22 protein-coding genes and 1 pseudogene are annotated in these 25,280 nt (G+C 71.3%); 6 read left to right on the top strand and 17 right to left on the bottom strand.

What is annotated here, in order from left to right; all coding sequences use genetic code 11:
- On the bottom strand, positions 1-1,630 hold a 1,630-nt coding region (locus STRIP9103_RS23505; RefSeq protein ID WP_009320512.1), incomplete at its 3' end, for an ABC-F family ATP-binding cassette domain-containing protein.
- Between the two features lie 457 nt (positions 1,631-2,087).
- A complete protein-coding gene (locus STRIP9103_RS23500) occupies positions 2,088-3,116 on the bottom strand; it encodes a hypothetical protein (RefSeq protein ID WP_009320490.1) in 1,029 nt (342 codons plus the stop codon).
- A gap of 66 nt (positions 3,117-3,182) precedes the next feature.
- On the opposite strand from STRIP9103_RS23500, the gene STRIP9103_RS23495 reads away from it, so the two are divergent.
- Complete coding sequence (locus STRIP9103_RS23495) at positions 3,183-4,130, top strand: FAD-dependent oxidoreductase (protein WP_234022274.1); 948 nt, start codon at positions 3,183-3,185, stop codon at positions 4,128-4,130.
- Positions 4,131-4,233: 103 nt separating this feature from the next.
- On the opposite strand, the gene STRIP9103_RS23490 is transcribed toward STRIP9103_RS23495, so the two are convergent.
- From STRIP9103_RS23490 to STRIP9103_RS23470, 5 genes are all read right to left on the bottom strand, one after another.
- Positions 4,234-5,958, bottom strand: coding sequence for a BCCT family transporter (locus STRIP9103_RS23490; protein ID WP_048820825.1), 1,725 nt, complete (start codon positions 5,956-5,958; stop codon positions 4,234-4,236).
- Positions 5,959-6,052: 94 nt separating this feature from the next.
- Complete coding sequence (locus tag STRIP9103_RS23485) at positions 6,053-7,333, bottom strand: M14 family metallopeptidase (protein WP_009320480.1); 1,281 nt, start codon at positions 7,331-7,333, stop codon at positions 6,053-6,055.
- On the bottom strand, positions 7,330-9,300 hold the full coding sequence (locus STRIP9103_RS23480) for a Xaa-Pro dipeptidyl-peptidase (protein WP_048820824.1): 1,971 nt from the start codon (positions 9,298-9,300) through the stop codon (positions 7,330-7,332). The genes STRIP9103_RS23485 and STRIP9103_RS23480 overlap by 4 nt, the downstream gene beginning before the upstream one ends.
- Before the next feature lie 155 nt (positions 9,301-9,455).
- Positions 9,456-9,938 carry a F0F1 ATP synthase subunit B family protein gene (locus STRIP9103_RS23475; RefSeq protein ID WP_009320543.1) on the bottom strand — a complete coding sequence of 161 codons (483 nt, stop codon included), beginning with the start codon at positions 9,936-9,938 and terminating at the stop codon, positions 9,456-9,458.
- 103 nt (positions 9,939-10,041) lie between these two features.
- Positions 10,042-10,521, bottom strand: coding sequence for a macro domain-containing protein (locus STRIP9103_RS23470; RefSeq protein WP_009320476.1), 480 nt, complete (start codon positions 10,519-10,521; stop codon positions 10,042-10,044).
- 103 nt (positions 10,522-10,624) lie between these two features.
- Between STRIP9103_RS23470 and STRIP9103_RS23465 the strand changes: the two genes are divergently transcribed.
- Positions 10,625-11,347, top strand: a complete 723-nt coding sequence (locus STRIP9103_RS23465; RefSeq protein WP_048820830.1) for a MerR family transcriptional regulator — start codon at positions 10,625-10,627, stop codon at positions 11,345-11,347.
- Between the two features lie 279 nt (positions 11,348-11,626).
- Here the strand turns inward: STRIP9103_RS23465 and STRIP9103_RS23460 are convergent, their stop codons facing one another.
- Genes STRIP9103_RS23460 through STRIP9103_RS23450 form a run of 3 tightly spaced genes read right to left on the bottom strand, consistent with a single transcriptional unit; the run spans position 11,627 to position 16,330 of the window.
- On the bottom strand, positions 11,627-13,801 hold the full coding sequence (locus STRIP9103_RS23460) for a 3-hydroxyacyl-CoA dehydrogenase NAD-binding domain-containing protein (protein WP_009320516.1): 2,175 nt from the start codon (positions 13,799-13,801) through the stop codon (positions 11,627-11,629).
- Positions 13,802-13,841: 40 nt separating this feature from the next.
- Positions 13,842-15,056, bottom strand: a complete 1,215-nt coding sequence (locus STRIP9103_RS23455; RefSeq protein WP_009320462.1) for an acetyl-CoA C-acetyltransferase — start codon at positions 15,054-15,056, stop codon at positions 13,842-13,844.
- Positions 15,057-15,103: 47 nt separating this feature from the next.
- Positions 15,104-16,330: a CaiB/BaiF CoA transferase family protein gene (locus STRIP9103_RS23450; protein ID WP_234022273.1), complete on the bottom strand. Its 1,227-nt coding sequence runs from the start codon at positions 16,328-16,330 to the stop codon at positions 15,104-15,106.
- 324 nt (positions 16,331-16,654) lie between these two features.
- Here STRIP9103_RS23450 and STRIP9103_RS23445 point away from each other — a divergent pair, with 324 nt between their 5' ends.
- Positions 16,655-17,833: a saccharopine dehydrogenase family protein gene (locus tag STRIP9103_RS23445; protein WP_009320468.1), complete on the top strand. Its 1,179-nt coding sequence runs from the start codon at positions 16,655-16,657 to the stop codon at positions 17,831-17,833.
- Between the two features lie 15 nt (positions 17,834-17,848).
- Here the strand turns inward: STRIP9103_RS23445 and mmpA are convergent, their stop codons facing one another.
- From mmpA to STRIP9103_RS23435, 3 genes are all read right to left on the bottom strand, one after another.
- Positions 17,849-17,995, bottom strand: a complete 147-nt coding sequence (mmpA, locus tag STRIP9103_RS50765; protein ID WP_086019298.1) for a morphogenic membrane protein MmpA — start codon at positions 17,993-17,995, stop codon at positions 17,849-17,851.
- 94 nt (positions 17,996-18,089) lie between these two features.
- The gene (locus STRIP9103_RS23440; RefSeq protein WP_009320527.1) at positions 18,090-18,758 is read right to left on the bottom strand and encodes a response regulator; all 669 of its coding nucleotides are present in this window, start codon (positions 18,756-18,758) and stop codon (positions 18,090-18,092) included.
- Positions 18,755-19,951, bottom strand: a complete 1,197-nt coding sequence (locus tag STRIP9103_RS23435) for a sensor histidine kinase (protein ID WP_009320509.1) — start codon at positions 19,949-19,951, stop codon at positions 18,755-18,757. Before STRIP9103_RS23435 ends, STRIP9103_RS23440 begins: the two co-directional genes overlap by 4 nt.
- 175 nt (positions 19,952-20,126) lie before the next feature.
- Between STRIP9103_RS23435 and STRIP9103_RS23430 the strand changes: the two genes are divergently transcribed.
- Positions 20,127-20,681, top strand: coding sequence for a hypothetical protein (locus STRIP9103_RS23430; RefSeq protein WP_199790566.1), 555 nt, complete (start codon positions 20,127-20,129; stop codon positions 20,679-20,681).
- Here the strand turns inward: STRIP9103_RS23430 and STRIP9103_RS23425 are convergent.
- The 3 genes and pseudogenes from STRIP9103_RS23425 to STRIP9103_RS51805 form a co-directional block, all read right to left on the bottom strand.
- Positions 20,609-21,241 carry an endonuclease V gene (locus tag STRIP9103_RS23425; protein ID WP_009320464.1) on the bottom strand — a complete coding sequence of 211 codons (633 nt, stop codon included), beginning with the start codon at positions 21,239-21,241 and terminating at the stop codon, positions 20,609-20,611. The genes STRIP9103_RS23430 and STRIP9103_RS23425 overlap by 73 nt on opposite strands.
- Positions 21,242-21,289: 48 nt before the next feature.
- On the bottom strand, positions 21,290-21,613 hold the full coding sequence (locus STRIP9103_RS23420; RefSeq protein ID WP_009320485.1) for a hypothetical protein: 324 nt from the start codon (positions 21,611-21,613) through the stop codon (positions 21,290-21,292).
- 121 nt (positions 21,614-21,734) lie between these two features.
- Positions 21,735-22,103 (bottom strand): annotated as a pseudogene (locus STRIP9103_RS51805) (oxidoreductase); the annotation flags it as partial.
- A gap of 35 nt (positions 22,104-22,138) precedes the next feature.
- Here STRIP9103_RS51805 and STRIP9103_RS23415 point away from each other — a divergent pair.
- A complete protein-coding gene (locus tag STRIP9103_RS23415; RefSeq protein WP_009320528.1) occupies positions 22,139-23,410 on the top strand; it encodes a helix-turn-helix transcriptional regulator in 1,272 nt (423 codons plus the stop codon).
- Between the two features lie 46 nt (positions 23,411-23,456).
- Here STRIP9103_RS23415 and STRIP9103_RS23410 read toward each other — a convergent pair whose 3' ends face one another.
- Positions 23,457-24,251, bottom strand: coding sequence for an alpha/beta fold hydrolase (locus STRIP9103_RS23410; RefSeq protein ID WP_009320491.1), 795 nt, complete (start codon positions 24,249-24,251; stop codon positions 23,457-23,459).
- A gap of 153 nt (positions 24,252-24,404) precedes the next feature.
- On the opposite strand from STRIP9103_RS23410, the gene STRIP9103_RS23405 reads away from it, so the two are divergent.
- A complete protein-coding gene (locus tag STRIP9103_RS23405; protein WP_009320465.1) occupies positions 24,405-25,178 on the top strand; it encodes an alpha/beta fold hydrolase in 774 nt (257 codons plus the stop codon).
- Positions 25,179-25,280 lie beyond the last annotated feature (102 nt).

Genomic DNA, 25,280 nt, shown 5'->3' with positions numbered 1-25,280 from the left:
TCAGTTTCCCCGAGGTCATCTCGAAGCCTCGCGTCACTCGTACCGCCTCCAGCATCCGCCGGTCATGCGTGACCAACAGCAACGTGCCCTCGTAGGAGTCCAGCGCGGACTCCAGTTGTTCGATGGCGGGCAGGTCGAGATGGTTCGTGGGTTCGTCGAGGACCAGGAGGTTGGTGCCTCGGCCCTGAAGGAGGGCGAGCGCGGCGCGGGTGCGTTCGCCCGGGGAGAGGGTGATCGCGGGGCGTAGGACATGGTCGGACTTGAGGCCGAACTTGGCGAGGAGGGTGCGGACCTCGACCGGCTCGGTGTCGGGGACGGCCGCCCGGAAGGCGTCGAGCAGGGACTCGGAGCCGTGGAAGAGCCCCCGCGCCTGGTCGACCTCGCCGACGAGGACACCGGAACCGAGGGAGGCATGGCCCGCGTCCAGGGCGATCCGGCCGAGCAGGGCGCCCAGCAGGGTCGACTTGCCCGCACCGTTCGCACCGGTGATGGCGATGCGGTCCGCCCAGTCGATCTGCAGCGACACCGGTCCGAAGACGAAGTCGCCCCGCCTGACCTCCGCGTCACGCAAGGTGGCGACCACGGCACCGGAGCGCGGGGCCGCCGCGATCTCCATGTGCAGCTCCCACTCCTTGCGCGGCTCCTCGACGACCTCCAGCCGTTCGATCATGCGCTGCGTCTGCCGGGCCTTGGCGGCCTGCTTCTCGCTGGCCTCGCTGCGGAACTTGCGGCCGATCTTGTCGTTGTCGTTGCCCGCCTTGCGCCGCGCGTTCTTGACGCCCTTGTCCATCCAGGAGCGCTGCATCTGGGCGCGGTCCTGGAGGGCGGCCTTCTTGTCGGCGTACTCCTCGTAGTCCTCGCGGGCGTGGCGGCGCGCGGTCTCGCGTTCCTCCAGGTAGGCCTCGTAGCCACCGCCGTAGAGGCTGATCTGTTGCTGCGCGAGGTCGAGTTCGAGGACCTTGGTGACCGTGCGGCTGAGGAATTCGCGGTCGTGGCTGACGACGACCGTGCCGGCGCGCAGGCCGCTCACAAAGCGTTCGAGCCGTTCCAGGCCGTCCAGGTCGAGGTCGTTGGTGGGCTCGTCGAGGAGGAAGACGTCGTAGCGGGAGAGGAGGAGGGAGGCGAGGCCGGCGCGAGCCGCCTGGCCGCCGGAGAGGCCCGTCATCGGCTGGTCCAGGTCGACGCCGAGGCCCAGCGTGTCGGCGACCTCCGCCGCCCGTTCGTCGAGATCGGCGCCGCCCAGGTCGAGCCACCGCTCCAGACTGGTCGCGTACGCGTCGTCCGCGCCCGGCGCCCCGTCGACGAGTGCCTGGGTGGCCTCGTCCATCGCCCGCTGGGCCTCGGCCACGCCCGTGCGTCGGGCCAGGAAGTCCCGTACGGTCTCGCCCTCCCGCCGCTCCGGCTCCTGCGGCAGATGGCCGACGGTCGCCGTGGGCGGGGAGAGCCGTAGCTCCCCCTGCTCCGGCGGGAGCAGCCCCGCGAGCAGCCGCAGCAGCGTGGACTTGCCCGCGCCATTGGCGCCGACCAGCCCGATCACATCGCCGGGGGCGACAACGAGGTCCAGCCCGGAGAAGAGCGAGCGGTCGCCGTGGCCGGCGGCGAGATTCTTGACGACGAGGGTGGCGGTCACAGGGGGCGATCCTAACGACCGGCGGCGGGGCAGCGCCCCTCCAGGGGCGCGGCGCCGGTGAGGGCGGCGCCCCGTACGGGGCGCGGGGCTGCATCGATGTGCGGCTCCGCCGCGATGGGGCCCTCCCACTCAGTGGGGCCCCACCCTTGGGGCCCCTCCCGCCTATGGGCCCCTCCCGCTCAAGCGAAGCCGAGAGCGGAGGCGAAGCCGAGAACGGGAGCGAAACCCAAAGCGGAGGCGAAACCCAGAACGGGAGCGGAGCCCAAAGCGGAGGCGAAACCCAGAGCGGGGAGCGGAGCCCAAAGCGGGAGCGGAGCCCAAAGCGGGAGCGGAGCCCAGAACGGGAGCGGAGCCCAGAACGGGAGCGGAGCCCAAAGCGGGGGGCGATCAGCCCTCACCGACCAGCCCCCCCTCGACCCGCAGTCACCCGACCACCTGCCAGCCCCCACCCCTCAGGTCACCGGCCCATCGGCTCCACCAAGACCGTCCCCGACGTCCGAGCCACAATGAACGATTCGCCCTTCGCGGCCTTCGGGTCCAGCCCGATCCGGTGCTGCCCCGCCGGAAGGATGCCGTCGAAGAACCTGTAGGTGTGGGGACGGGAGAACCGGTCCAGGCGGTACGCGGTCAACTCCACACGACACGTGGAGGTGATCTCGATCCCGGCCTGCCCGCTCGCGGCGACGAGGCGGGTGAGGCGGCGCTGCCGGGCGGGACTGCGGTCGAGGGCGTGCTCGATCTGGGCGACGAGGAGCGGGATGATCGGCGCCAGCCCGTCGACGTACGCGACCTCGACCCCGGCGCGGTCGAAGGCCCGCCGTACGGCTTCGCGGTCCGCCTGCCCCACGGCCCGGCCGAAGGCCACGGCGCCGTAGGTGCGCAGTTCCTCGGCGGGCACGCCGTCGGCGCCGTGCGCTATGTCGGCGCCGATGCCGATCGCCCGCAGCGCGGCGGCGAGTTTGGCGAGCACCGCGACACGGGCACCGATGAGGAGGACCCTGCGGCGGGGCGACACCTCGTCGGCGGACTCCCGCAGCAGGGACTGCAGTGCGCTCCGGTACTCGGGGCCGTGGAACCGGAAGGGACCGATGCCCGTGTAGCCGTTCAGCCTGAGGTCGGCCTCCTCCTCCGTCTGCCAGGCGAAGTCACGCCACACATAGTCGTCACCGACCCGCTCTATCACCGCCGTCACGGCGCCACAGGCGAGGTCGGCGCACTCCGGGCAGCCGTAGATGACGTAGCGATCGCCCCTCAGCGGTGCCTCGGCCTCCAGCAGCAGGCTGCGCACCTGGGCGCCGAAGATCGACGGCGGGACGTCGGAGGCGAGGGGAGAGACGGCGTCGAGGTCGGAGAGCTGGTACAGCAGCGGGCGTCCGTCGACGATGAAGTCCACGAAGTCCCGGTGCGCTTGGTAGGCGCCGTTGGCGAGGACGCCACCGGCTCGCATCGCCGGTGCCAGGCCGAAGGTCGCGTACTCGGCAGACATGTTGTGAGTATCCCCACAAATTCCGACTTCTGAGCACGGCATGACATATTCCGCTAACGTCCCTTCGTGACCAGGAATTCGAACAGTGATGTGATCGTCGTCGGTGGTGGAGTCGTCGGGCTGACGACGGCCGTCGTCCTCGCGGAGCGCGGCAGACATGTACGGGTCTGGGCACGGGAGCCGGTGGAGCGCACCACGTCCGCCGTCGCGGGCGGGCTGTGGTGGCCGTACCGGATCGAACCGGAAGCTCTCGCCGGTGACTGGGCGCTCGAATCGCTCGCCGTGTACGAGGAGTTGGCGGCACGCTCCGACGAGACAGGCGTACGCATGGTCGAAGGCGTACATGGCGAGACCGCGCTGGACAGGCTCGGCGAGTGGGCCTCACGCGTGCCGGGGCTGCGGGCCGCCACCGCCGAGGAGTACCCCGGGACGGGGCTGTGGGCACGGCTGCCGGTCATCGACATGCCGGTCCATCTGCGGTGGCTGCGCGACCGGTTCGTCGCGGCGGGCGGGACGGTCGAGGAGCGTACGGTCACCGACCTCGCGGCGGTCGACGCGCCGGTCGTGGTCAACTGCACGGGGCTCGGTGCGCGGGAGTTGGTGCCGGATCCGGCCGTACGGCCGATTCGGGGGCAGTTGGTCGTCGTGGAGAACCCCGGGGTCACCACATGGCTCACGTCGGTGGATCACGGGGACGGCAAGAGTACGTATTTCATACCGCAGCCGGGTCGGTTGATCCTCGGGGGTACAGCGGAGGAGGACGACTGGTCGCTGACGCCGGATCCGGTGATCGCCGAGGAGATCGTGGCGCGGTGTGGGGAGATTCGGCCGGAGATCACCGGGGCGCGGGTGCTGGAGCATCGCGTGGGCCTGCGCCCGGCTCGTGAGGCCGTACGGCTGGAGCGAGTGCCTTCGGCGGATGGCCGCGTGGTGGTGCACAACTATGGGCATGGTGGGGCCGGAGTCACCGTGGCCTGGGGTTGTGCGCGGGTCGCCGCGGGGCTGGCCGAGTAGGTTCGGGGCCCGACAGGTAGTCGGCGGGCTGCGGGTCGTGGGGGCTGGTCGCGCGGTTCCCCGCGCCCCTTACGGGGCGCGGTCCCGCCCCCGAGCTGGATTCCTACTCGGTGCGATGGCCGACCGGGTCGCCCTCCACCTCCGTTCCCCGGCCCGGCCCCACCCTGATCTCGAACTCGCCGTCGTAGCGCGTGTGACCCTGGACGACGGCGAGTTCGACGGCCGCGGAGGCCATCTCCTCACGGACGATGATCGGGTCGCGCCGCAGGTCCCGCATCAGCGCCACGCACATGCCGATCATGACCAGTACGAACGGGGCGGCGGCCAGGATCGTGAGGTTCTGCAGGCCCGTGAGGGCGTCGCCCCGGCCGCTGCCGACCAGGAGCATGATCGCGGCGACGGCTCCGGTGACCACGCCCCAGAAGACGACGACGAGGCGGCCGGGTTCGAGGGCGCCGCGTTGGGAGAGCGTGCCCATGACGATGGAGGCGGCGTCGGCGCCGGAGACGAAGAAGATGCCGACGAGGATCATCACGAGCAGGCTGGTGACGGTGGCGGCGGGGAACTCGTGGAGGACGGCGAAGAGTTGACCCTCGGCGGTCGATTCGTCGCCGAGCCGGCCCTGCTCCTGGAGCTTCATCGCCGTACCGCCGAAGACCGCGAACCAGACGAGGCTGACCGTGCTGGGGACGAGGATGACGCCGCCGATGAACTGGCGGATGGTGCGGCCACGGCTGATGCGGGCGATGAACATGCCGACGAAGGGCGTCCAGGAGATCCACCATGCCCAGTAGAAGACGGTCCAGCTGCCGAGCCAGTCGGCCACCTTCCCGCCGCCGGACGCCTCGGTGCGGCCCGCGAGCTGGGTGAGGTCGCCGAGGAAGGAGAAGACGGAGGTGGGGAGGAGGTCAAGGACCAGGATCGTGGGGCCCACGACGAACACGAAGACGGCGAGCAGCAGGGCCAGCACCATGTTGATGTTGGACAGCCACTGGATGCCCTTCTCCACACCGGACACGGCGGAGGCCACGAACGCCAGGGTCAGTACGGCGATGACGGCGACGAGCAGCCCGGTGCTCACCTTCTCCATCCAGCCCAACTCCCGGGCGCCCGAGCCGATCTGGAGCGCGCCGAGGCCGAGGGAGGCCGCCGAGCCGAAGACGGTGGCGACGATCGCGAGGATGTCGATGATCCGGCCACCGGTGCCGTTCGCGTGTTTCTCGCCGATCAGCGGGGTGAAGACGGCGCTGATGGTCTGGCGGCGGCGTTTGCGGAAGGTGCTGTAGGCGATGGCGAGGCCGACCACCGCGTAGATCGCCCAGGGGTGCAGCGTCCAGTGGAAGAGGGTGGTCGCCATCGCGGTCTCCATGCGCTCGCCGGAGCCCTCGGGGTTCGTGCCGGGCGGTGGCGAGGTGTAGTGCGCGAGGGGCTCGCTGACGCCGTAGAACATCAGGCCTATGCCCATGCCCGCGCTGAACATCATCGCGACCCAGGACACCGTGCGGAACTCGGGCTTCTCCCCCTCGACACCGAGGTGGATCCGGCCGTAGCGGCTGACCGCGAGCCACAGGGCGAAGACCACGAAACAGGAGGCGGCCAGGATGAAGGCCCAGCCACCGTCGCGGATCAGGCCGCTCAGCATCTTGCCGGAGACGTCTTCGAGCGAGTCCGTCGCGATGGCGCCCCAGAGCACGAAAGCCAGGGTGAGCGCGGCCGTCACGCCGAACACGGCACGGTCCGTCCGGGGCCGCCCGCCGCCGGGGAGACCCGCCTCCGAACCCGGAAGCGCGCCTCCCCCATGGTGGGTGGTTTGGTGATCGTGCGTCACTGGTGCAACCTTTCAGCAGTGGCTGGAACTGAGCTACTCCTGCCCGCTGAGCCCTACCCCATGTGACGCAGATCCTTTCTTGTTCAAGTTGTGTTCAACAGCCGGTGTCGGGCTCCCCCACCGTCAGGTGGTACGGCGCCCGCTCGTCGAGCAGCAGCGGCACGAGGGCGCGCAGTTGCTGGCGCAACGGGACGAGTACGCCGTCGCCGTCCCCGGCGGAGCGCGTGCGGACGCCGTGCAGGGTCAGCTCGTCCGCGAACTCCTCGTACTGCTGTGCGGTGAGCCGATAGCCGCAGGGCGGGTCCTGGATCACCTCGGCGGGTTCGGCGGGGTCGTTGTCGGCGCCCCCGACGTAGACCGGGCCGGTGTCGCGCAGTCCGGCGAGCCGGGCCGCGCCGGTCGCCGCGTCGACCTGTCGGCCGCGTTCACCGGCGAAGCCGAACAGACCCTTCAGCGCGGCGAGTTGGGAGTTCACCCGGCGCAGGTTGTTGTCCTGCTCCGTGGTGTCGTCCGTCAGCGGTTCCACTCGGCTCTCGATGAGCAGGCCCACCGCGTGCTTGACGCCGGTCATGTTCCGCAGGATCCGTTCCTGTCCGTCGCCCGCGACCTGGCGGATCGGGTCGCCGGTGACGGGGTCGGTCCAGATGCCGTACGTGCCCGTCGAGTACCCCGCCGCCCGCGCGGCCGGACGCACGTAGTCCTGGGACAGCTTCGTCGCCTCCGCGTGCACGGCCGCGTCGGTGTTGAGGTTGCGCGGCCAGAGGTCGAACAGGTCCTTGTCGTAGTACTGGGGCGTGGCGCCGTACTCGTGCAGGTCGTAGACGACATCGGGCCCGCGGTCGCGGACGACCGCGGCGAGCGCCCGGGCCTCGGCGGTCTTGAGGGCCAGGTGGTCGCGGTTGATGTCGACGCCGTCGCTGTTGCCCCGGGTGTCGGCCGCCCGGCCGTCGGGGTTGGCGGTGGGCACGACGAGGACGGTGGTGTTCTTCAGCAGCCGCTCGGTCCGCTCGTCCTTGGCGTGGGCGAGGTCGCGGATCGTGGTCAGGCAGGCCTCGCGGCCGGCGGGCTCGTCGCCGTGCTGGCTGCAGACGAGGAGGACCGTGCGCGAGGTGGGGCGGATGCCGATGCGTACGAGTTGCAGCGGGCGGTCCTGCTTGGTCGTGCCGATCCGGGTGATCGACACCCGGGCGCTCGCCCGGTCCACGGCGGCCAGGAAGTCCTGCTCCTCGGGCTGACCGGTCCAGCGGGCGCCGCCTGACTGCTCGAATCCGGTACGCGGCGGGGTGGTGGTGGCGTCCGCCGCGTACGCGGGTGCCGAGAGCAGGGGCGCGGCGATGGCGACGCCGGCGATCAGCGTCGCGATACGGGCCCTCACGCACCGCTCCCCGGGACACGGGCGGCCCTGCTCGGGTCGCGTACACCGTCGAGGACGGCGGCCCCGGGTGTCCTGTCCCCGGCGGCCGAGGTCGCCTTCTTGAAGGCGGTGGCGCCGCCGACCAGGGGTATCTGCGCGGAGGTGCGCTCGAGGTCGATGGTCAGGGTGGAGGTGGTCGACGGCGGGTCGATGAGGTCCTTGTCGGTGCCCGCGAGGATCAGCGCCAGGCGGTGGCCCGCCGGGACGACGTGATCGGTGGCGTGCAGATCGAGGGTGATGGTGTACGGCGTGCCGGGCGTGAGCGGGGCTCCCGTGGCGGAGGAGTGGTTGCCGAGGTCGGCCCAGCCGCGGCTGACGATCGTGTAGTCGACGTCGGCGGTCTTGGCCCGGGTCTCCCGGAAGCAGGAGCTGTCACCGGTGGTGCTCGGACCCCAGCAGGTGCGCTCGGTGAGGGTGGTGATGCCCTCGCCGGCGGTGGAGTAGTCGCGGATGGTGTCCGGGCCGAGGTCCACGAGGACCGCCGAGAGGTGGGCGGTCGAGGTGGTGGGCGTGGCGGTGACGGTCACCTTGGACGAGCCGGACACCCGCAGGTCCTCGGTCAGGGGCGGGGTGACGAAACCGGCCTTGTCGGGGGTGGACCGGTCGACGTACGCGGCCCAGTCGGTCTCGCTCAGCGCGGGGTTGTCGGTGAAGGTCTCGGTGCCGGACCGCTTGCGCAGGCCGAGGGTGCCGACGCCGGGCAGACTGCCGCCTTCGGGGCGGAGAGTCGTGGCCTGGGTGCCGCGCGGGGGCCAGACCTTGGAGGTCTCCCACTGGTCGGGGTGGCGTTCGATATCGGCCATGGGCTCGTCGTCGATGCCGTTGTCGTAGCCGAGGAGTTCGTGGTCGAACCAGCGGTGCAGGGTGTCGACCCACTCCGCGCGGCGGAAGTCGAAGGGGTCGACGTGGCCGGTCTGGGAGAGCCAGATCTTGCGCTCGACGCCGTGCTTCGCGAGGGCGTCCCACCACTGGCCGAAGTGCTTGGGGCGGACGTTGAGGTCCTGTTGGCCGTGGATGACGAAGACGCTGGCGTCGATCTTCCCGACGTCCTTGACGTAGTCGCGTTCGGTCCACAGCCGGGTCCAGTCACCGGTGCGCGGGGCGCCGTCGACGAGTTCGCGCTGGACCGCGGCGCACTTGGCGCGGGCATCGGGGCTCTCGACATAGTCGGACAGCCAGTCGGGGCCGGAGTCGTAGAGCGGGGCGCCCTTGGCGAAGTAGTAGTCGTACCAGGAGGAGATGGCGCCGATCGGGACGATGGTCTTCAGGCCCTCGACCCCGGTGGCGGCCACGCCGTTGGCGATCGTGCCGTCGTAGCTCTTGCCGATCATGCCGGTCCTGCCGTTGGTCCAGCCGGCCTTGGCCTTCGTCGAGCCCGTGCGGGTGGTGTACGCCGTGCCACGGCCGTTGAGCCAGTCGACGACCGCCTTCGCCGACTGGATGTCGGAACGGCCGCCGACGTCGACGCAGCCGTCGGAGCGGTTGGTTCCGGCGAGGTCGACGGCGACGAAGGCATAGCCCCGGGGCACGAAGTAGTTGTCGTAGAACAGCGGCATCTGGACGACGTTCCCGTTCGCGTCGTACGTCTTGCGCTGCCCCTCGTTGCCACGTCCACAGCAGGAGTAGTACGGGCTGGCGTCCATGATCACGGGGACTTCGCGGCCCCGCTGGGCGGGTTCACTCGGGCGGACGATGTCGACGGCGACGCGGTCCGCCCTGCCGTCGCGGTCGCCGTCGAGACCGGTGTCCACCCACACCGCTTCGCGGATGGCGTTGTCGTACGAGTAGACGGGTTCGCTCTTCCGAGGCGTCGTCGCGGTGTCTGCGACCGCCGGGGTGAGGAAACCGGCCGTGAGGGCCGCGGTCGTGGCCACGGTCGCGAGCGATCTCCAGGTCGTGAAGCACATGCGTCGCACAGGTATCGGCATGCGCGGACGGTACTGCGGTCAACTCCCGTGCAAAAGAGGGCACTTCGGGGCTCGCGAGGGCTTCGGCCATGGTGTGGCCGGAAAGGAGCGCCCACGCGGCGGAGCCCCCTGTCGATGCAGCCCCGCGCCCCTGAAAGCAGGGACTGCGCCCCGTTTCAGTGGCGCGGCTGCGGCTGAGTCCTCGCTTCGATTCGTTCTCCCAGGACCTTGCTCGCCAGGTTCGAGGCCAACTCCGAGGCATAGGTGCGGAGTTCGGCCTCTGCTGTCGTGCGGTCCGAGGCGATGCGGGCATGGCCCTCGGTGAGGATTCTCTGTTGTTCGCGCAGGCCTTCGGCGCGGGCGGCGGAGATGAGGGCGGTGCCCTCCTCGAAGGCCTGTTGGCGGATGCGGGCGGCGTCGTGGCGGGCCTCGGCGAGGGCCGCGGCCAGCTCCGCCCGCTTGGTCTCCGCCTCCTCCCGTACGGCTTCGGCCTGTGCCTCGACCCCCTTGGTCGCGGTTTCCCGCTCGTCGAGGACGCGCTGGACCCGGGGCAGCAGTCGGACGAAGAAGAGGAACAGCAGCGCGAACAGCAGCGCCGCGACGACGAGTTCCTGAACCTTGGGGTTCAACGGGCCGATGTCCATCGGGATGAGGTCCATACCGGTGACTTACCCGTTCACCCGCGCGAGGCATCGCACATGTGCGCCAGAGTTGACCGATAATCGACCGCCGTTCACTCCGGCGGCCGTCACTCGGTTCCCGTCAGTCCCCGTGGTCGTACACCGTCACGGATATGCCGCGTTGAATGAGCCGGTCGGTTATCAGCGGTTCGACGCGGGACCACTTGCCGCCGGCCAGGCCGCAGCCGATGCGGGGCATGTGGACCGAGGCCTCCAGCTCCAGCGCCTTGTCGGCGAGGAGGCCGAGGGCCGTGTCGATGGCCTCGTAGCGGACGGGGACTCCCTTGCTGCCCGTGCGTGTGCCCCGCTGGCCGATCAGGTTGGCGACCCACGTGTACGGGCCCACCTGGACGAACTGGGCGGCGCCGAGCCCGAAGTCGTTGTGGGCCCGGTCGCGGTGCCAGGCGCGGTAGGCCGCCTCCGGTTCCGGCCAGCGGCGGGACAGGGCGAGGACGAAGCCCTTGCCCCAGCCGCCGCTGTCGTTGCTGACATGCGCGATGATCTTGACGCCCTTGCCCAACGGCACGGTGGCGTCCCCCCGGACGTAAGTGATCCCCGACATGCCCCCACCGTACGGGCCACCACTGACAACGCCCCCTGAGCCGGGGGCCGCCGAGGGGCGCAGGAGGTGTCACAGTACTGGTGGGACAGTGATACTGCTGTGCATGACGACCGAGAACGGGGACAGCGCGGCGGCAGGCACCGGAGAGAACGTCCTCACCGTCGACGAGCTGGCGGCGCGGGCCGGTGTCACGGTGCGCACGGTCCGCTTCTACGGCACCAAGGGCCTGCTGCCGCCGCCGGTGATCGGTCCGCGGCGGGTCGGGCACTACGGGCGGGACCACCTCGCGCGTCTCGCGCTGATCGAGGAGCTTCAGCGGCAGGGCATGACCCTGGCCGCCATCGAGCGGTATCTGCGGCAGCTGCCGCCGGATCTCACCCCACGCGATCTCGCCCTGCAACGGGCGGTGGTCGCCTCCTGGGCGCCGGACGCGGTGGCGGCGGTGACACGGGAGGAGCTGGACCGGCGGGCGGGGCGGCCCCTGGCCGGGGGCGAGGTGGACCGGCTGGTGGCCATGGGTGTGGTGGAGCGGGACGGTGACGGGTTCCACGTCGACCCCGGTCTGCTGCGGCTCGGGGTCGAGCTCCTCGACGTACCGCTGTCCGAGGAGTCGATCCTCGCCGCCCGGAATGTACTGATCGAGCACTCGCGCACGGCGGCCCACGAGTTGTCCCGCCTCTTCCACGACGCGGTGGCGGAACGCGACCCGCAGGCGGTCAAGTCCCTGTCGGCCCGTATGCAGCCGCTGGTCGTCCAGGCCCTGTTGACGACCTTCCAGCGGTCGTTGCGGGAGGAACTGCGGAAGTGGCCGACAGAGTCGGACTGAGGAAGGCGGGGCAGTGGGGTGTGTGCGGTGCGTTGACGGGTGCGGCTGAGTGGGGGCTGTTCGCTCCCCCACTCTCGGCTTCGCTCGGGCGGGAGGGGCCCGCAGGGCCGTGTCTTCAGGGGCGCGGGGAACTGCGCGATCAACCACACACCACCCGCACCCGCCGACCCACCCCCTCCCCCCGAGCTGGAAGGCGAAGCGGGGGCGAAGGGGCAGCCGCCCCTGAGGGATGGGACGGGTAGGGGCGGCGGGGGCGAGGAAAAGGCCCGCCCCCCGGCGTCACTCGTCCCCGAAACGCTCGCCCCTCTCCGCCTTCTCCACCAGCAGCGCCGGAGGCATGAAGCGGTCGCCGTAGCGGTCGGCCAGTTCCCTCGCCCGCGCCACGAAGCCCGACAGGCCGCCCTCGTAACCGTTGATGTACTGAAGGACGCCACCGGTCCAGCCGGGGAAGCCGATGCCGAAGATCGAGCCGATGTTGGCGTCGGCCACGGAGGTCAGGACGCCCTCCTCCAGGAGGCGGACCGTGTCCAGGGCCTCGGAGAAGAGCATGCGTTCCTGCATGTCCTCGAACGGGATCCGATAGCCGGGCTTGGTGAAGTGTTCCCGCAGGCCGGGCCAGAGCTTGGCGCGGCGGCCGTCGGGGCCGTAGTCGTAGAAGCCGGCGCCGCCGCTGCGGCCGGGGCGCCCGAACTCGTCGACCATGCGGTCGATGACGGCCTCGGCGGGGTGCTCCTCCCAGGTGCCGCCCGCTTCCTCGACGGCCCGCCGGGACTCGGCGCGGATCTTGCGGGGGAGGGTCAGGGTCAGCTCGTCCATCAGGGAGAGGACCTTCGCCGGGTAGCCCGCCTGGGCCGCCGCCTGTTCGATCGACGCGGGTTCGATGCCCTCGCCGACCATCGCCACGCCCTCGTTGATGAAGTGGCCGATCACCCGGGAGGTGAAGAAGCCGCGGGAGTCGTTGACGACGATCGGGGTCTTCTTGATCTGCCGGACGAGGTCGAAGGCGCGGGCCAGGGCCTCGTCGCCCGTCCGTTCGCCCTTGATGATCTCGACGAGGGGCATCTTGTCGACGGGCGAGAAGAAGTGCAGGCCGATGAAGTCGGACTGGCGCTGCACGCCCTCGGCGAGTGCCGTGATGGGGAGGGTGGAGGTGTTGCTGCACAGCAGCGCGTCCGGTGCCACCACCGACTCGATCTCCTGGAAGACCTTGTGCTTGAGCGCGGTGTCCTCGAAGACCGCCTCGATGACCGCGTCGCAGCCGGCGAGATCCGTCACGTCGGCGGTGGGGGTGATACGGGCGAGGAGCGCGTCGGCCTTCTGCTGGGTCGTACGGCCCTTCGACACGGCCTTGGCGCAGAGTTTCTCCGAGTAGCCCTTGCCCTTCGCGGCCGCTTCGAGCGACACGTCCTTCAGTACAACCTCGATGCCGGCTCGGGCACACGAGTACGCGATACCCGCCCCCATCATCCCGGCGCCGAGGACGGCCACCTTGCGGACCTGGCGCGGCTCCACGCCCTTGGGGCGGTTCGCGCCGGAGTTGACGGCCTGGAGGTCGAAGAAGAACGCCTGGATCATGTTCTTCGAGGTCTGTCCGGCGGCCAGCTCCACGAAGTAGCGGGCCTCGATGACCTGGGCGGTCTCGAAGTCGACCTGGGCGCCCTCGACGGCGGCGGCGAGGATGCGGCGCGGGGCCGGGTAGGGCGCGCCGCCCGTCTGCTTGCGCAGGGTGGCCGGGAAGGCGGGCAAGTTCGCCGCGAACTTGGGGTTGGCGGGGGTGCCGCCGGGGATGCGGTAGCCCGGCTTGTCCCAGGGCTGCTGGGACTCCGGGTTGGCGTCGATGAAGGCGCGGGCCTTCGCCATCAACTCGTCCCGGGTGGTGGCCACTTCGTGGATCAGGCCGTTCTGGAGGGCGCGTTGCGGGCTGTACTGGGTGCCCTGGAGCAGCACCTTCAGCAGGGCGTCGGCGATGCCCATCAGCCGTACGGTGCGGACGACACCGCCGCCTCCGGGCAGCAGGCCGAGGGTGACCTCGGGGCAGCCGATCTTGGTGCCGGGGGCGTCGAGGGCGATGCGGTGGTGGCAGGCGAGGGCGAGTTCGTAGCCGCCGCCGAGGGCCGCGCCGTTCATCGCGGCGACGACCGGCTTGCCCAGGGTCTCGATGCGGCGGAGGTTGCGCTTGATCTCCATGCCGCCGTCGAACAGTTCCTGTGCGTTCTCGGGGGTGACCCGGATGAGGTCGCGCAGATCGCCGCCGGCGAAGAAGGTCTTCTTCGCGGAGGTGATGATGACGCCCCGGATGGTGTCCTTCTCGGCCTCCAGGCGGTCGGCGATCACCGCGAGGGATTCGCGGAACGCCTGGTTCATGGTGTTCGCGGACTGGTTCGGGTCGTCGAGGACGAGGGTGACGAGGCCGGTGCGGTCCTGTTCCCAGCGGATGGTGGTGCTCTCGGTCATGACGGGGCTCTCCGTAGAAGTCTCTTGGTTCCGCCGGGGTTCAGACGCGCTCGACGATCGTCGCGATGCCCATGCCGCCGCCCACGCACAGGGTGGCCAGGCCGTAGCGCTTGTCCTGCCGCTCCAGTTCGTCGATGAGCGTGCCGAGGATCATCGCGCCGGTCGCGCCCAGCGGGTGGCCGAGGGCGATCGCGCCGCCGTTGACGTTGATCTTGTCCAGCGAGAGCCCCATGTCCTTCGCGAAGCGCAGGACGACGGCCGCGAAGGCCTCGTTGATCTCGACGAGGTCGATGTCGTCGATGGTCAGGCCGGCCTTGGCGAGGGCCTTGCGGGTGGCGGGGGCGGGGCCGGTGAGCATGATGGTGGGCTCGGAGCCGGAGACGGCGGCGGAGACGATCCGGGCGCGCGGGCGCAGACCGTGGCGCTCGCCGATCTCCTTGGAGCCGATGGCGACCAGCGCCGCGCCGTCCACGATGCCGGAGGAGTTGCCCGCGTGGTGGACGTGGTCGATCTCCTCGACCCAGTGGTACTCCTGCAAGGCCACCGCGTCGAAGCCGCCCAGCTCGCCGATGTCCGCGAAGGACGGCTTCAGCTTCGCGAGCGAGTCGGCGGTGGTGCCGGGCCGCATGTGCTCGTCGTGGTCGAGGACCACGAGGCCCGCACGGTCCTTGACGGGCACGACGGACCTGTCGAACCGGCCGTCCTTCCAGGCCGTCGCCGCCCGCTCCTGGGACAGCGCCGCGAACTCGTCGACGTCCCGCCGCGAGAATCCCTCGATCGTGGCGATGAGATCCGCGCCGATGCCCTGCGGTACGAAGTTGACGGCCAGGTTGGTCATCGGGTCGTTGAACCAGGCGCCGCCGTCCGAGGCCATCGGCACGCGTGACATCGACTCGACGCCGCCCGCGAGCACCAGGTCCTCCCAGCCGGAGCGGACCTTCGCGGCGGCCATGTTGACGGCCTCCAGGCCCGAGGCACAGAAGCGGTTCTCCTGGACGCCGGCCACCGTGTCCGGCAGTCCGGCGGCGATGGCGGCGATCCGGGCGATGTCGGAGCCCTGGTCACCCACCGGGCCGACGACACCGAGCACGATGTCGTCGACGGCGGCCGGGTCGAGGCCGGGGAAGCGCCGCCGGATCTCGTGGATCAGCCCGACGACCAGGTCGACGGGTTTGGTGCCGTGCAGGGCGCCGTTCGCCTTGCCGCGTCCGCGCGGGGTGCGGATCGCGTCGTACACGTACGCTTCGGTGCTCACGGGTCTTGCCTTTCACGTCGCGGGAGGGTGGGGCCCGGGGGCCGGTGTCAGTCGGTGTGCCTCAAGGAGAAGTCCTTCGCGGGAGCGCCCTTCGCGTGGGCGCCCTCTGGAGAAGTGCCTTCCGGTGAGACGTCCTGCGAAGAGGCGTCCTCGAGGAGGCCGGGTATGCCCCAGTCGTGGGCCACGTCCGTCGTGTCGGCGCCCGGCTGGGCGGGGCCGCCGCGGACCGAGGTGTGGGTGGCGGAGAAGCGGGGCGCGGGGGCGGGCTGGGTGATGCCGCCGAAGTCGGTGAAGGTACCCCGGGCCGCGAGATGCGGGTGGTGCGGAGCCTCGCGCAGCGACAGGACGGGGGCCACACAGGCGTCGGAGCCCTCGAAGACGGCCGTCCACTCGTCCCTCGTACGGGTCTTGAAGCGGGCCGCGACCGTTTCGCGCAGTTCGCCCCAGGCGGCCGTGTCCTTGCGGGCCGGCGCCCGGCCCTTGATGCCGAGGAGGTCGACGAACTCGTCGTAGAACTGCTGCTCGAGGGCGCCCACGGCGACGTACTGGCCGTCGGCGGTCTCGTAGGTGCCGTAGAAGGGGCAGCCGCCGTCGAGGAGGTTGGCGGCGCGGCGGTCCTGCCAGCCGCCGGCGGCGAGCATGCCGTGGATCATCGCGGAGAGGTGCGCGGTGCCGTCGACGATGGCCGCGTCGACGACCTGTCCGGCGCCGGTGGCGCGGGCGTGGTGCAGGGCGGCGAGAACGCCGACGACGAGGTAGAGCGAGCCGCCCGCGTAGTCGCCGAGGAGGTTGGCGGGGGCCATGGGCGGGGTGCCCGGGGTGCCGATCATGCCGAGGGTGCCGGTCAGGGCGATGTACGCGATGTCGTGTCCGGCGCGCGGGGCGAGCGGGCCCTGCTGGCCCCAGCCGGTCATGCGCCCGTAGACGAGCCCGGGGTTGCGCGCGTGGCAGGTCTCCGGGCCGACCCCGAGGCGCTCGGCGACGCCCGGGCGGTAGCCCTCGATGAGCACGTCGGCACGTTCGACGAGGTCGAGGACGGTGTCGGGGCCCTTCGGGGACTTCAGGTCGACGATCACCGACCTCTTGTTGCGGTTGGTGACGTCGTACAGGGGGTTGACGGCGAGTCCCGCGCCGCCCGGCCGGTCGACGCGGACGACATCGGCTCCGAGGTCACCGAGGAGCATGGCGGCGAACGGTCCGGGGCCGATGCCCGCGAGTTCGACCACGCGGACACCGGCGAGCGGACCGTGTCCGGGCGTCTTCGCCACTGCCATCGAGCCCCCAGCCTTTGTGACACCAATGCTGTAACACCAGTGATGCTAAGAACGCGTTCCACCCCGCACAAGCCTGGGTGAGCAAACGCTTAGTCATTGTGCCCAATGTCTCGGCACACGTCAGCCCTCCCTCGCCCGACCCGCGGCACGGACTCAGCCCGGCGGAATGGTCACGCCCCGCAGCTTCTCCCACCTTTCCGGGCGTTTTCGGATTCCGCCACGGCCACCTCCGGATCCCACGCGTTCGGCTGCTCGTTCCTCACGCTAGCCTCAGCCACCGACAACGGCGCGCGGACGGGTCGCGGGCGAGTGCTGAGGGGTGCCATGGGCAGACAGGACAAGGCGGATCGGGCGTACGACATCGTGCTCTTCGGAGCCACGGGGTTCGTCGGGGAGCTCACCGCGGAGTATCTCGCCGCACACGCGCCCGAGGGGCTGCGCTGGGCGATCGCGGGGCGCAGCGAGGAGAAGCTGAGGGCGCTGCGCGAGCGGCTGCCCGGCGGCGCGGAGATCGACGTCCTGCGGGCGGACGTGTCCGACCCGGAGGCCTTGCGCGAACTCGCCCTCCACGCGCGCGTGGTGGCCACGACGGTCGGCCCGTACATCACGTACGGCGAGGAGTTGGTGGCCGCCTGCGCCGACGCGGGCACCGACTATCTGGACCTCACCGGTGAGCCGGAGTTCGTCGATCTGACGTTCGTCAGGCACGACGCACGCGCGCGGGAGACCGGCGCGCGCCTCGTGCACGCGGCGGGCTTCGACTCGATACCGCACGACCTCGGGGTGTACTTCACGGTGCGACAGCTCCCGGAGGACGTGCCGATCACCGTGGACGGGTTCGTACGGGCCTCGGGCATGTTCTCGGGCGGTACGTTCAACTCCGCGCTCACGGGCTTCTCACGCACCCGGCAGACCCTGGCCGCCGCACAGGACCGCAAGCGGCACGAGCCACGCACCGTCGGCCGGCGAGCACACGCGCCGGTGAGCGCGCCCCGGTTCGCCAAGGAGGTCGGCGCCTGGGCGATTCCGCTGCCGACCATCGACGCGCAGGTGGTGCAGCGCTCGGCGCGCGCCCTGCACCGGTACGGGCCGGACTTCCGCTACCGCCACTACGCGGCCGTCAGAACCCTGCCGTTCGCGGTGGGCGGGGTCGCGTTCGTCGGCGCGCTCTTCGCCGCAGCCCAAGTGCCGCCCGCGCGGCGCTGGTTGGGCGACCGGCTCAAGCCGGGTGAGGGGCCGAGCGCGGAGAAGCGGGCGAAGAGCTGGTTCTCGGTGCGGTTCGTCGGCGAGGGCGGCGGGCGGCGCGTCTTCACGGAGGTCGCGGGCGGCGACCCCGGTTACGGCGAGACGGCGAAGATGTTCGCGGAGTCCGCGCTGTGCCTGGCCTTCGACGACCTCCCGGCCACGGCGGGCCAGGTCACCACGGCGGTCGCGATGGGCGACGCGCTGATCGAACGGCTGCGCGCGGCGGGGATCACGTTCCGGGTGGCGGCCTCGCGGTAGGAGGCGCGGCAGGAGCTACTGCGCCCATCCCGTCAGCGTGTAGATCATCCCGCCTATCCAGGCGAGTCCGGCGATCAGGGCGAGCAGCAGTCCAGCCGTGACAGCACGCTCGATGGACTGGGTGGGGCCGGCGGTGGACTTCGGAGCTCGGTGCGTCGTCATGCGGCCAGCCTGCCGATCATGACGGCGCACCGGTATCCGTACAGATACTCAGTTCGTACTCACGTTTGGTGGCGTACCCCGACCCCCGAAGTCGCTACTCGGTCAGCCAGCCGGGGGTGACCATGCCCGACTCGTAGGCGAGGACGACGAGTTGGGAACGGTCGCGGACGTCCAGCTTGGTCATGATGCGGCTGACGTGGGTCTTGACGGTGGCGGGGCTGAGGACCAGCCGGGCGGCGATCTCGTCGTTCGTGAGCCCGCCGGCCACCAGCCGCATCACCTCGCGCTCCCGGTCGGTGAGGGCGTTGAGGCGCGGGCCGGGGTCGGGGCGGGCGAGCCGGCCGGCGAACTCGGCGATCAGGCGGCGGGTGACGCCGGGGCTGATCAGCGCGTCCCCGCGCGCGGCGACCCGGACGGCGTGGACGAGTTCCTCGGGCTCGGTGTCCTTGACCAGGAAGCCGCTCGCTCCGGCGCGCAGGGCGCCGTACACGTAGTCGTCGAGGTCGAAGGTGGTCAGGATGACGACCTTGACGGCGTCGAGGCGTTCGTCGACGGCGATGCGGCGGGCGGCCTCCAGGCCGTCGGTGCCGGGCATGCGGATGTCCATGAGGACGACGTCGGGGCGCAGGTCGCGGCAGACGTCCACGGCCGCGTCGCCGTCGCCCGCCTCGCCGACCACCCGTATGTCGTCCTCGTCCTCCAGGATCGACCGGAACCCGGCCCGCACGAGCCGCTGGTCGTCCGCCAGTACGACGTCGATCATGACCGCGTGATCACTCCGTTCTCGTGCTGCCTCGTCCCACTCCCGCCCGCCTGCCGCCCGTTGCCGTAGGGCAGCCGCGCGCGTACGGCGAAGCCGCCGCCCTCCCGGGGGCCGGCCGCGAGATCGCCGCCCAGTGCGCGGGCACGTTCGCGCATGCCGCCGATGCCGCTGCCCGGGGTGCCTCCGGGGGCCGGGCCCTGGCCGTCGTCGGTGACCTCGACGGTGACCTCGCCGGGCGTGCGGCCGACGTGGATGGTGACCGCCGAGGCGCGGGCATGGCGGGTGACGTTCGTCAGGGCCTCCTGGACGATGCGGTACGCCGCCCGGTCCACCTCGGTGGGCAGCGGCCCGGTGTCGCCGCTGACTCGGATGCGTACGTCGAGGCCGGTGCGGCGTGCGGAGGCGGCCAGGTCGGTGAGGCGGTCCAGGCCCGGCAGGGGTCCTGTGGGCGCGCTCTCGTCGGCCTGACGCAGGACACCCAGGGTCGCCCTCAGCTCCCGCAACGCCTCGCGGCTGGACTCCTTGATCGCGGCCAGCGCCTCCTCGGCCTGCTCGGCGCCGCTCGCGGGGTTCTTCCTCAGTCGGCGCAGGGCGGCGGCGGACTGGACGTTGACGAGGGAGATGTGGTGCCCGATGACGTCGTGCAACTCGCGGGCGATGCGCAGCCGTTCCTCCGTGGCCGCGCGCCGTTCGACCTCGCGGGCGTGGGCCAGTCGGCTGTGCCGGAGCCGGCCGAGCGCCACCATGGCGACGAGCCAGCCGGTCAGCATGAACACGGAGAGCCCGTTGACGTCCCGGTTCCCGGCCAGGGTGCCGAGCCCGGTGCCGATGACGGCGACCGAGGCCAGGGCGACCGCCGCCCGGAGGTGCCCCTCGGCGGCGACCGTGTACAGCGCCACCACGACGGCGATCATGAGCGGGCCGTCGTAGGTGCTGGTGAGGTAGTACGCGGCGCTGCCGGCCAGCACGGCCGCGGCGACGGCCACCGGATGCCGGCGGCGGACGGAGAGCGCGCCGCAGACGACCGCCATCAGCGTCCAGCTCAGCGCGGTGGCCTGCCAGGGCTCCTCCCAGGTGCCCCTGGCGAGGGGCAGGCTGCCGACGCCGGACAGCGCGAACACGCCCACGGCCAGGGCACCGTCGGCCACCCGCCCGCGCGGCAGCCGCGCCCTGCCGACAGCACCTCGCCCCATGCGCTCAGCGTAAGTCGACCGCCCCTCCCCCGCCGTCGTCCCGACGAAGGAACCCGCATCGGATCCACCGCAACTCCTGGGGTACGCCCGGCCGGAGACCCGCAACCCCTGGGGTAGGCCAACTGCCCGCCACGGGCCGACGCCCCGACGGCTCCCACCGGTCCACGCTGACGCCATGAACGCGAAGCGCCCCACGCCGGGCCCCTTCGAACCCGCACGCCCCGCCCCGGGGCAAGCCGACCCCGACCCCGGCCGGGCACCCGGTGCACCCCCGGCCCCCGGCCTCCGTACCCGCCTGCGCGCTCTGCGTCTGCCCCTGATCGGCGGCCTCACCGCCATCGCCCTCGTCCGGCCCCTGTTCTCCGTCGTCGGTCTCTCGGACGCCCTCGGCAAGCCCGTCACCCCGCTGGTCCTCACGGCCGTGATCTCGCTGGCGTGGATCGTGCTGGTCGGTCTGCGGCGGGTCCCCGAGCCGGTGCTGACGCTCGTGGCCGCCGGGGTGGCCTACTCGCTCGCGGCGGTCGTGCTCAGCGGCATCCTGTCGCCGATCCTGCTCGGACGGCTGGAGGGGCCGTTGGCGAGGCCGTACGCGATCGTGCCGATGACCGTGTTCAACGCGGTGTGGGGCGCCGTCTGCGGGCTGCTCGCGCTGGCGGTTCAGTCGGTGGTGTCGCGCAGGGCCCGGCGGCAGAGGGCGTCCGCGCGGCGGGTGGACTCCGGGAGGCGGTAGTCGGGGGTGAGGGCGAGGGTGTGGGCGCACGCGTTGTCGAGGCTCACCCGGTGGCCGACGGAGACGAAGACCGGTTTGACGCCGGCGCGGGTGCGCAGGGCGCGCCCCACCTCCTCGGTGCCGGAGAGCAGCGGCGAGGCGCTGCCGCGCGGGGCGTCGGGGTCGTCGTACGTGAAGGTGAAGGGATTCTTGGCGACGCCGATCGTGGGGAGCCCGGTGAGGACGCCGAGGTGGCTGGCGAGGCCGAAGCGGCGCGGGTGGGCGAGGCCGTAGCCGTCGCACACCACGAGGCCGGGGTCGCACGGCAGGGCGTCGAGGGCGGCCAGCACGGTCGGGATCTCGCGGAAGGCGAGCAGTCCGGGGACGTAGGGGAACGAGACCTGACCGATCGCCGTGGCCTCGGCGACCACGTCCAGCGTCGCCGCGTCCAGGACCACGGCCGCCGCCGCGACCACGTCCCGCTCGTCGTCATACGCGACGTCCACGCCGGTGACGTGACCGGTCCCGGGCGGCGGCCCCGTCTCGTCGCGGACCACCTTCCCCCGCAACTCGTCCTGCACGGCTCGGGCTTCGTCCTCGGTGGCGGGCCGGCGCGTTCCCGGGCCGGGTTACTTGCCGAGCGCCTGCTTGAGCTGGCTCTTGTTCATGTCGGAACGGCCATGGATGTTGCGTCGCTTGGCCTCCTCGTAGAGCTGGTCGTACGTAGGCCCCTGGGCCCCCTTCCCGGAGCGCTGCCCGCCGCGCTTGCCGGAGGACATGTCCTGCGTGGAAACACGGCTCGCGGACTTGGACTCGCCGGACCGGGCGCGTTCCTTGTTGACGGTGCGGCCGGCGATCTCCTTGGCGCGGGACTCGCTCTCACCGCGGTCCTCGGCGCTCTTCTTGATGTGCTCGTACTGGCGTTCCCGCTTGGGGCTCGAACCGCGTGGCATGGTCGATCACTTCCCTTCGCGACCGCTCGTCGCGCACACCGACCGGGGCGCCCCGCATGCGTCGATGCGCGAACGAACACAGTCCAAGTATCCCCTTCGGGACGAGCAGTCCTGAGGGCCGTCACTTCTCCAGCCGGGCCACCCGCCCCTGTTCGCCGGAGGCCCAGCAGCTCAGGTCGGGTGCGCAGTCGACCGTGTCGTACGAGCCGGTGTCGACCGTGCGCCAGGTGCGGCCTGCGTCGGTGGTGAGGTCGGTGCCGGTGGGGCCGACGGCGAGGGCGGTGGTGCGGCTGTACGGCAGCCAGGTGACGCCTGAGCGGTAGGCGGGCGGCGGCTGCGCGGCGGAGGCCCAGGTCCGGCCGGCGTTCCCGGTGGTCGCCGCGGCCCGCGGGGACGGCTGATCGGCGCGGTAGTCGCCGCCGACCGCGATGCCGTGCGCCCGGTCGCGGAAGGCGAGGGCGAAGACACCGCGGGCCGGGTCGCCTGGAGGCCCGCTGCCGCTATCTGGACCTGCCGAAGCCTGCCGTGTTGGAGGCGAGCGCCGAGCGACCGCGGGCGCTGAGTCCGGACCTGCCGCTGGACACCGTGGCCGAGCGCGAGCTGGCCGCCGTACTGTTGTACGAGGCCGTGTTGACCGGCCGGACGACCGCGCGGGAGGCGGCGCGGCTGAGCGAGCGCATCCTGGAACGCGAACCGGCCACGCCGAACCATGTGCACTCGACGCTTCCCCTCGTGGTGTTCACGTTGGCCGCGGCCGACGCACCGGACCGGGCGGCACCCTGGCTGGAGCTGGCGGGCGGACGCGGTCAAGGCCCGACCACGCCGTCGGCCCACCCGTTGGTGCTCGTCGAGGAGGCGTGGCTACTGAAAGCGTCGGGGAAACCGGCACTGGCGCAGGCCCGCGCCCGGGAGGCGGTCGAGGCGGGCGGTATCTGCCCGGAGCACTGCGGTCCCACCGCGCTGATCGCGATGGGCGATCTGGCTCTGGAGACCAACGACAACGGGCTCGCAGGGCATCTGCGGCAGGGCGTCCCCTTCCCCAGCCGCCAACTGTCCGTCACGACGCCCGTCGAACGGTTCCTGTCCGGTGTGGAGACAGCCGTCGGCGACGACCCGCGGACCGGCGTCCAGCAGATCGTGAGTTTCGGCCGACTGCTGGAGCGGGTGGGGTGGCACAATCCCGCGCTGGTTCCTTGGCGAAGCATCGCGGCCGACTTGCACTGGCGGCTGGGGGAACGGGAGCAGGCCCAGGACCTGATCGAGGAGGCGTACGAATCCGCGCTGGCCTGGGGGGCACCCGCCGCCCTCGGCCGGGTACTGCGGATCCGGGGCGGTCTACGCGAGGGCGAGGAGGGAGTGGCGCTGCTGCACGAGTCGGCACGGGTGCTGGAGGACTCCGCGGACCGGTGGGAACTCTCCAAAGCGCACCACGCGTTGGGCAAGCGGCTCCGTGCCCTCTCCCACCCCATGGCGGAAGAGCATGTGCGGTACGCGCGCGAACTCGCCGACGAGTGCGGCATGAGCCGACCGGCCAGGCGTGTCAGGACCGGCCCCGAGCCGCAGTCGCCCGCACCGGCGACAGGGAAGGGGACGGGGACGGCGGTGCTGACCGCCACCGAACTGCGAGTCGCGCGGCTGGCCGCACGGGGCCGGACGAACCAGGAGATCGCCCGGGACGCCGGGGTGACCTCGCGGGCGGTGGAAAAGGCGCTGACGAAGGTGTACCGCAAGCTGGGCATCCAGGGCAGAGCCGGGCTGGCCGAGGCGTTGGGGCCGCTGGCGGACGGCCCTGGCTGAGCAGCGCCGGGAACCCTGCCGATTTCTTCTCAATTCTGATGCGACATCAGATTTCATTCTCCGTGAAAAACTTGGCTATCACCTCGTTCCAGGGTTCGGTGTGCGCGATGTTGATGAGATGACCGGCCGCGACCTCCGTGTACGCCGCCCCCGGAATGCCGTCGGCGAGGAAGCGCGAGTTGGCCGGAGAGACGAAGGTGTCCTCCGTCGTCGCGATGACCAGCGTGGGTACGTCGATCCTGGCCAAGTCCTCCGTGACGTCCACGGTCCGCACCAGGGCGAACTGCTCCTCGGCCCCGGGCCAGACCAGCTCCGCCACCTCACCGAGGGCGCGGTACACCTCACCGACCGGCAGCACGTTCACCAGGCTCTCCCCGACGCAGGTCGAGACCATGATGCGAGCGTAACCGCGGAAGTCGCGGCGGGCGAGGCAGTCGAGGATCATCGCGGTGGTGATCTTCAAGCGTTGGTCGGCAGTAGCGAAGCCCGCCGTCAGGACCAGCCCCCTGACCCGCTCGGGGTGCCGGACCGCGGCTCGCACCGCCACCGCGGCACCGAGCGAGTGGCCGACGACCGTGAAGGACTCCTGACCTGCGGCGACGGCCGCCGCCACATACGCGTCCGCGAGGTTGTCGAGGGTCAGTGGACGGTCGACGCCCGGCGCGTCGGCGCAACCCGGGTACTCCGGGGCGACGACCGTACGGGTCTCGGACAGCAGCGTGGGCAGCGGATCGAAACTGTCCTCGATACTGGCACCGGCGGCGGGTACGAGCAGGACGGCGGGGCCACTGCCGAAGACCGCCATGGTGAGGGAATAGGGCGCATGCAGTTCATCTGACATGCCAACGACTTTAGGGACTGAGATCGAGAAGAATTTCTAGTGTGCTCCAGGGGGTTGAGCACCGTAGCATTCCCCGCCGCGCGTGGCGGGCCGGGATTAGGCACACCCCACGTCTGGGATTTCATACAGAAGATAATCAATAAAGTGACCGGCATGATTTCTCCCTCACCTGCTCTTGCCACCACCGTCACTGGTTCCGGTCCCGCTCTGCTCCTCGCACACGACGTAGGTACACACACGGAGAACGACTTCGGCACGATCGTCCCCGCGCTGTCGGCCGAACACACTGTCGTCGCACCGGACTACCCCGGCTCCGCCGGCACCCCGCGCGCCGAGGGGCGGCTCACGCTCGACGGGTTGGCAGACGCGATAGTAGCGGCGGCCGACCAGGACACCTTCACGGTGCTCGGCAACTCGCTCGGTGCCGCGGTGGCGGTGCGGGCCGCGGTCCGGCACCCCGAGCGGGTCCGGGGGCTGGTCCTGACGGCGGGCTTCGCCACTCCCGACCAACGCTTGAAGATCACCATCGCCATGTTTCTGGACTGCCTTGCCCGACATGACCACATGGGATACGCACGGCTCGCCGCCCTGGCGGTCTTCGGTGACACCATGCTGTCCGCGCTCTCACCGGACCAGATCGAGTACGCGCTGGAGAAGATCGCGGGATCTGTCGAAGCCGGCGCAGAGGAGCAGTTCACGCTGATGCGGACGGTGGACGTGACCGCCGACCTGGAACGGATCGCCGTCCCGACGCTGGTCGTCGCGCCCGTGGAGGACACCTTCGTCGCCCCGACCGGCTCACGCTCCCTGGCCGACGGCATCGCAGGCGCCGAGTACGCGGAGATCCAGGCGGGCCACCTGGTCGCCGAGGCCGGGCCCGTATGGCTGGCACACGTGGACAAGTTCCTGGCCCGCCACGGCCTTTGACGGCCCGGGGTATCCCCGGGGACTGCTCGGAGAGGCCTCACGGCGGCGACGGTCACTACCGGAGCCGCCGTGGCTGGCGCACATCAAGGAGTTCCTGGCCCG

This window comes from Streptomyces ipomoeae 91-03, from assembly GCF_000317595.1.
GTDB classification, from domain to species: Bacteria; Actinomycetota; Actinomycetes; order Streptomycetales; family Streptomycetaceae; genus Streptomyces; species Streptomyces ipomoeae.
Note: the sequence above shows the minus strand (reverse complement) of the source record. Positions and strands in the feature narration are given on the sequence as shown.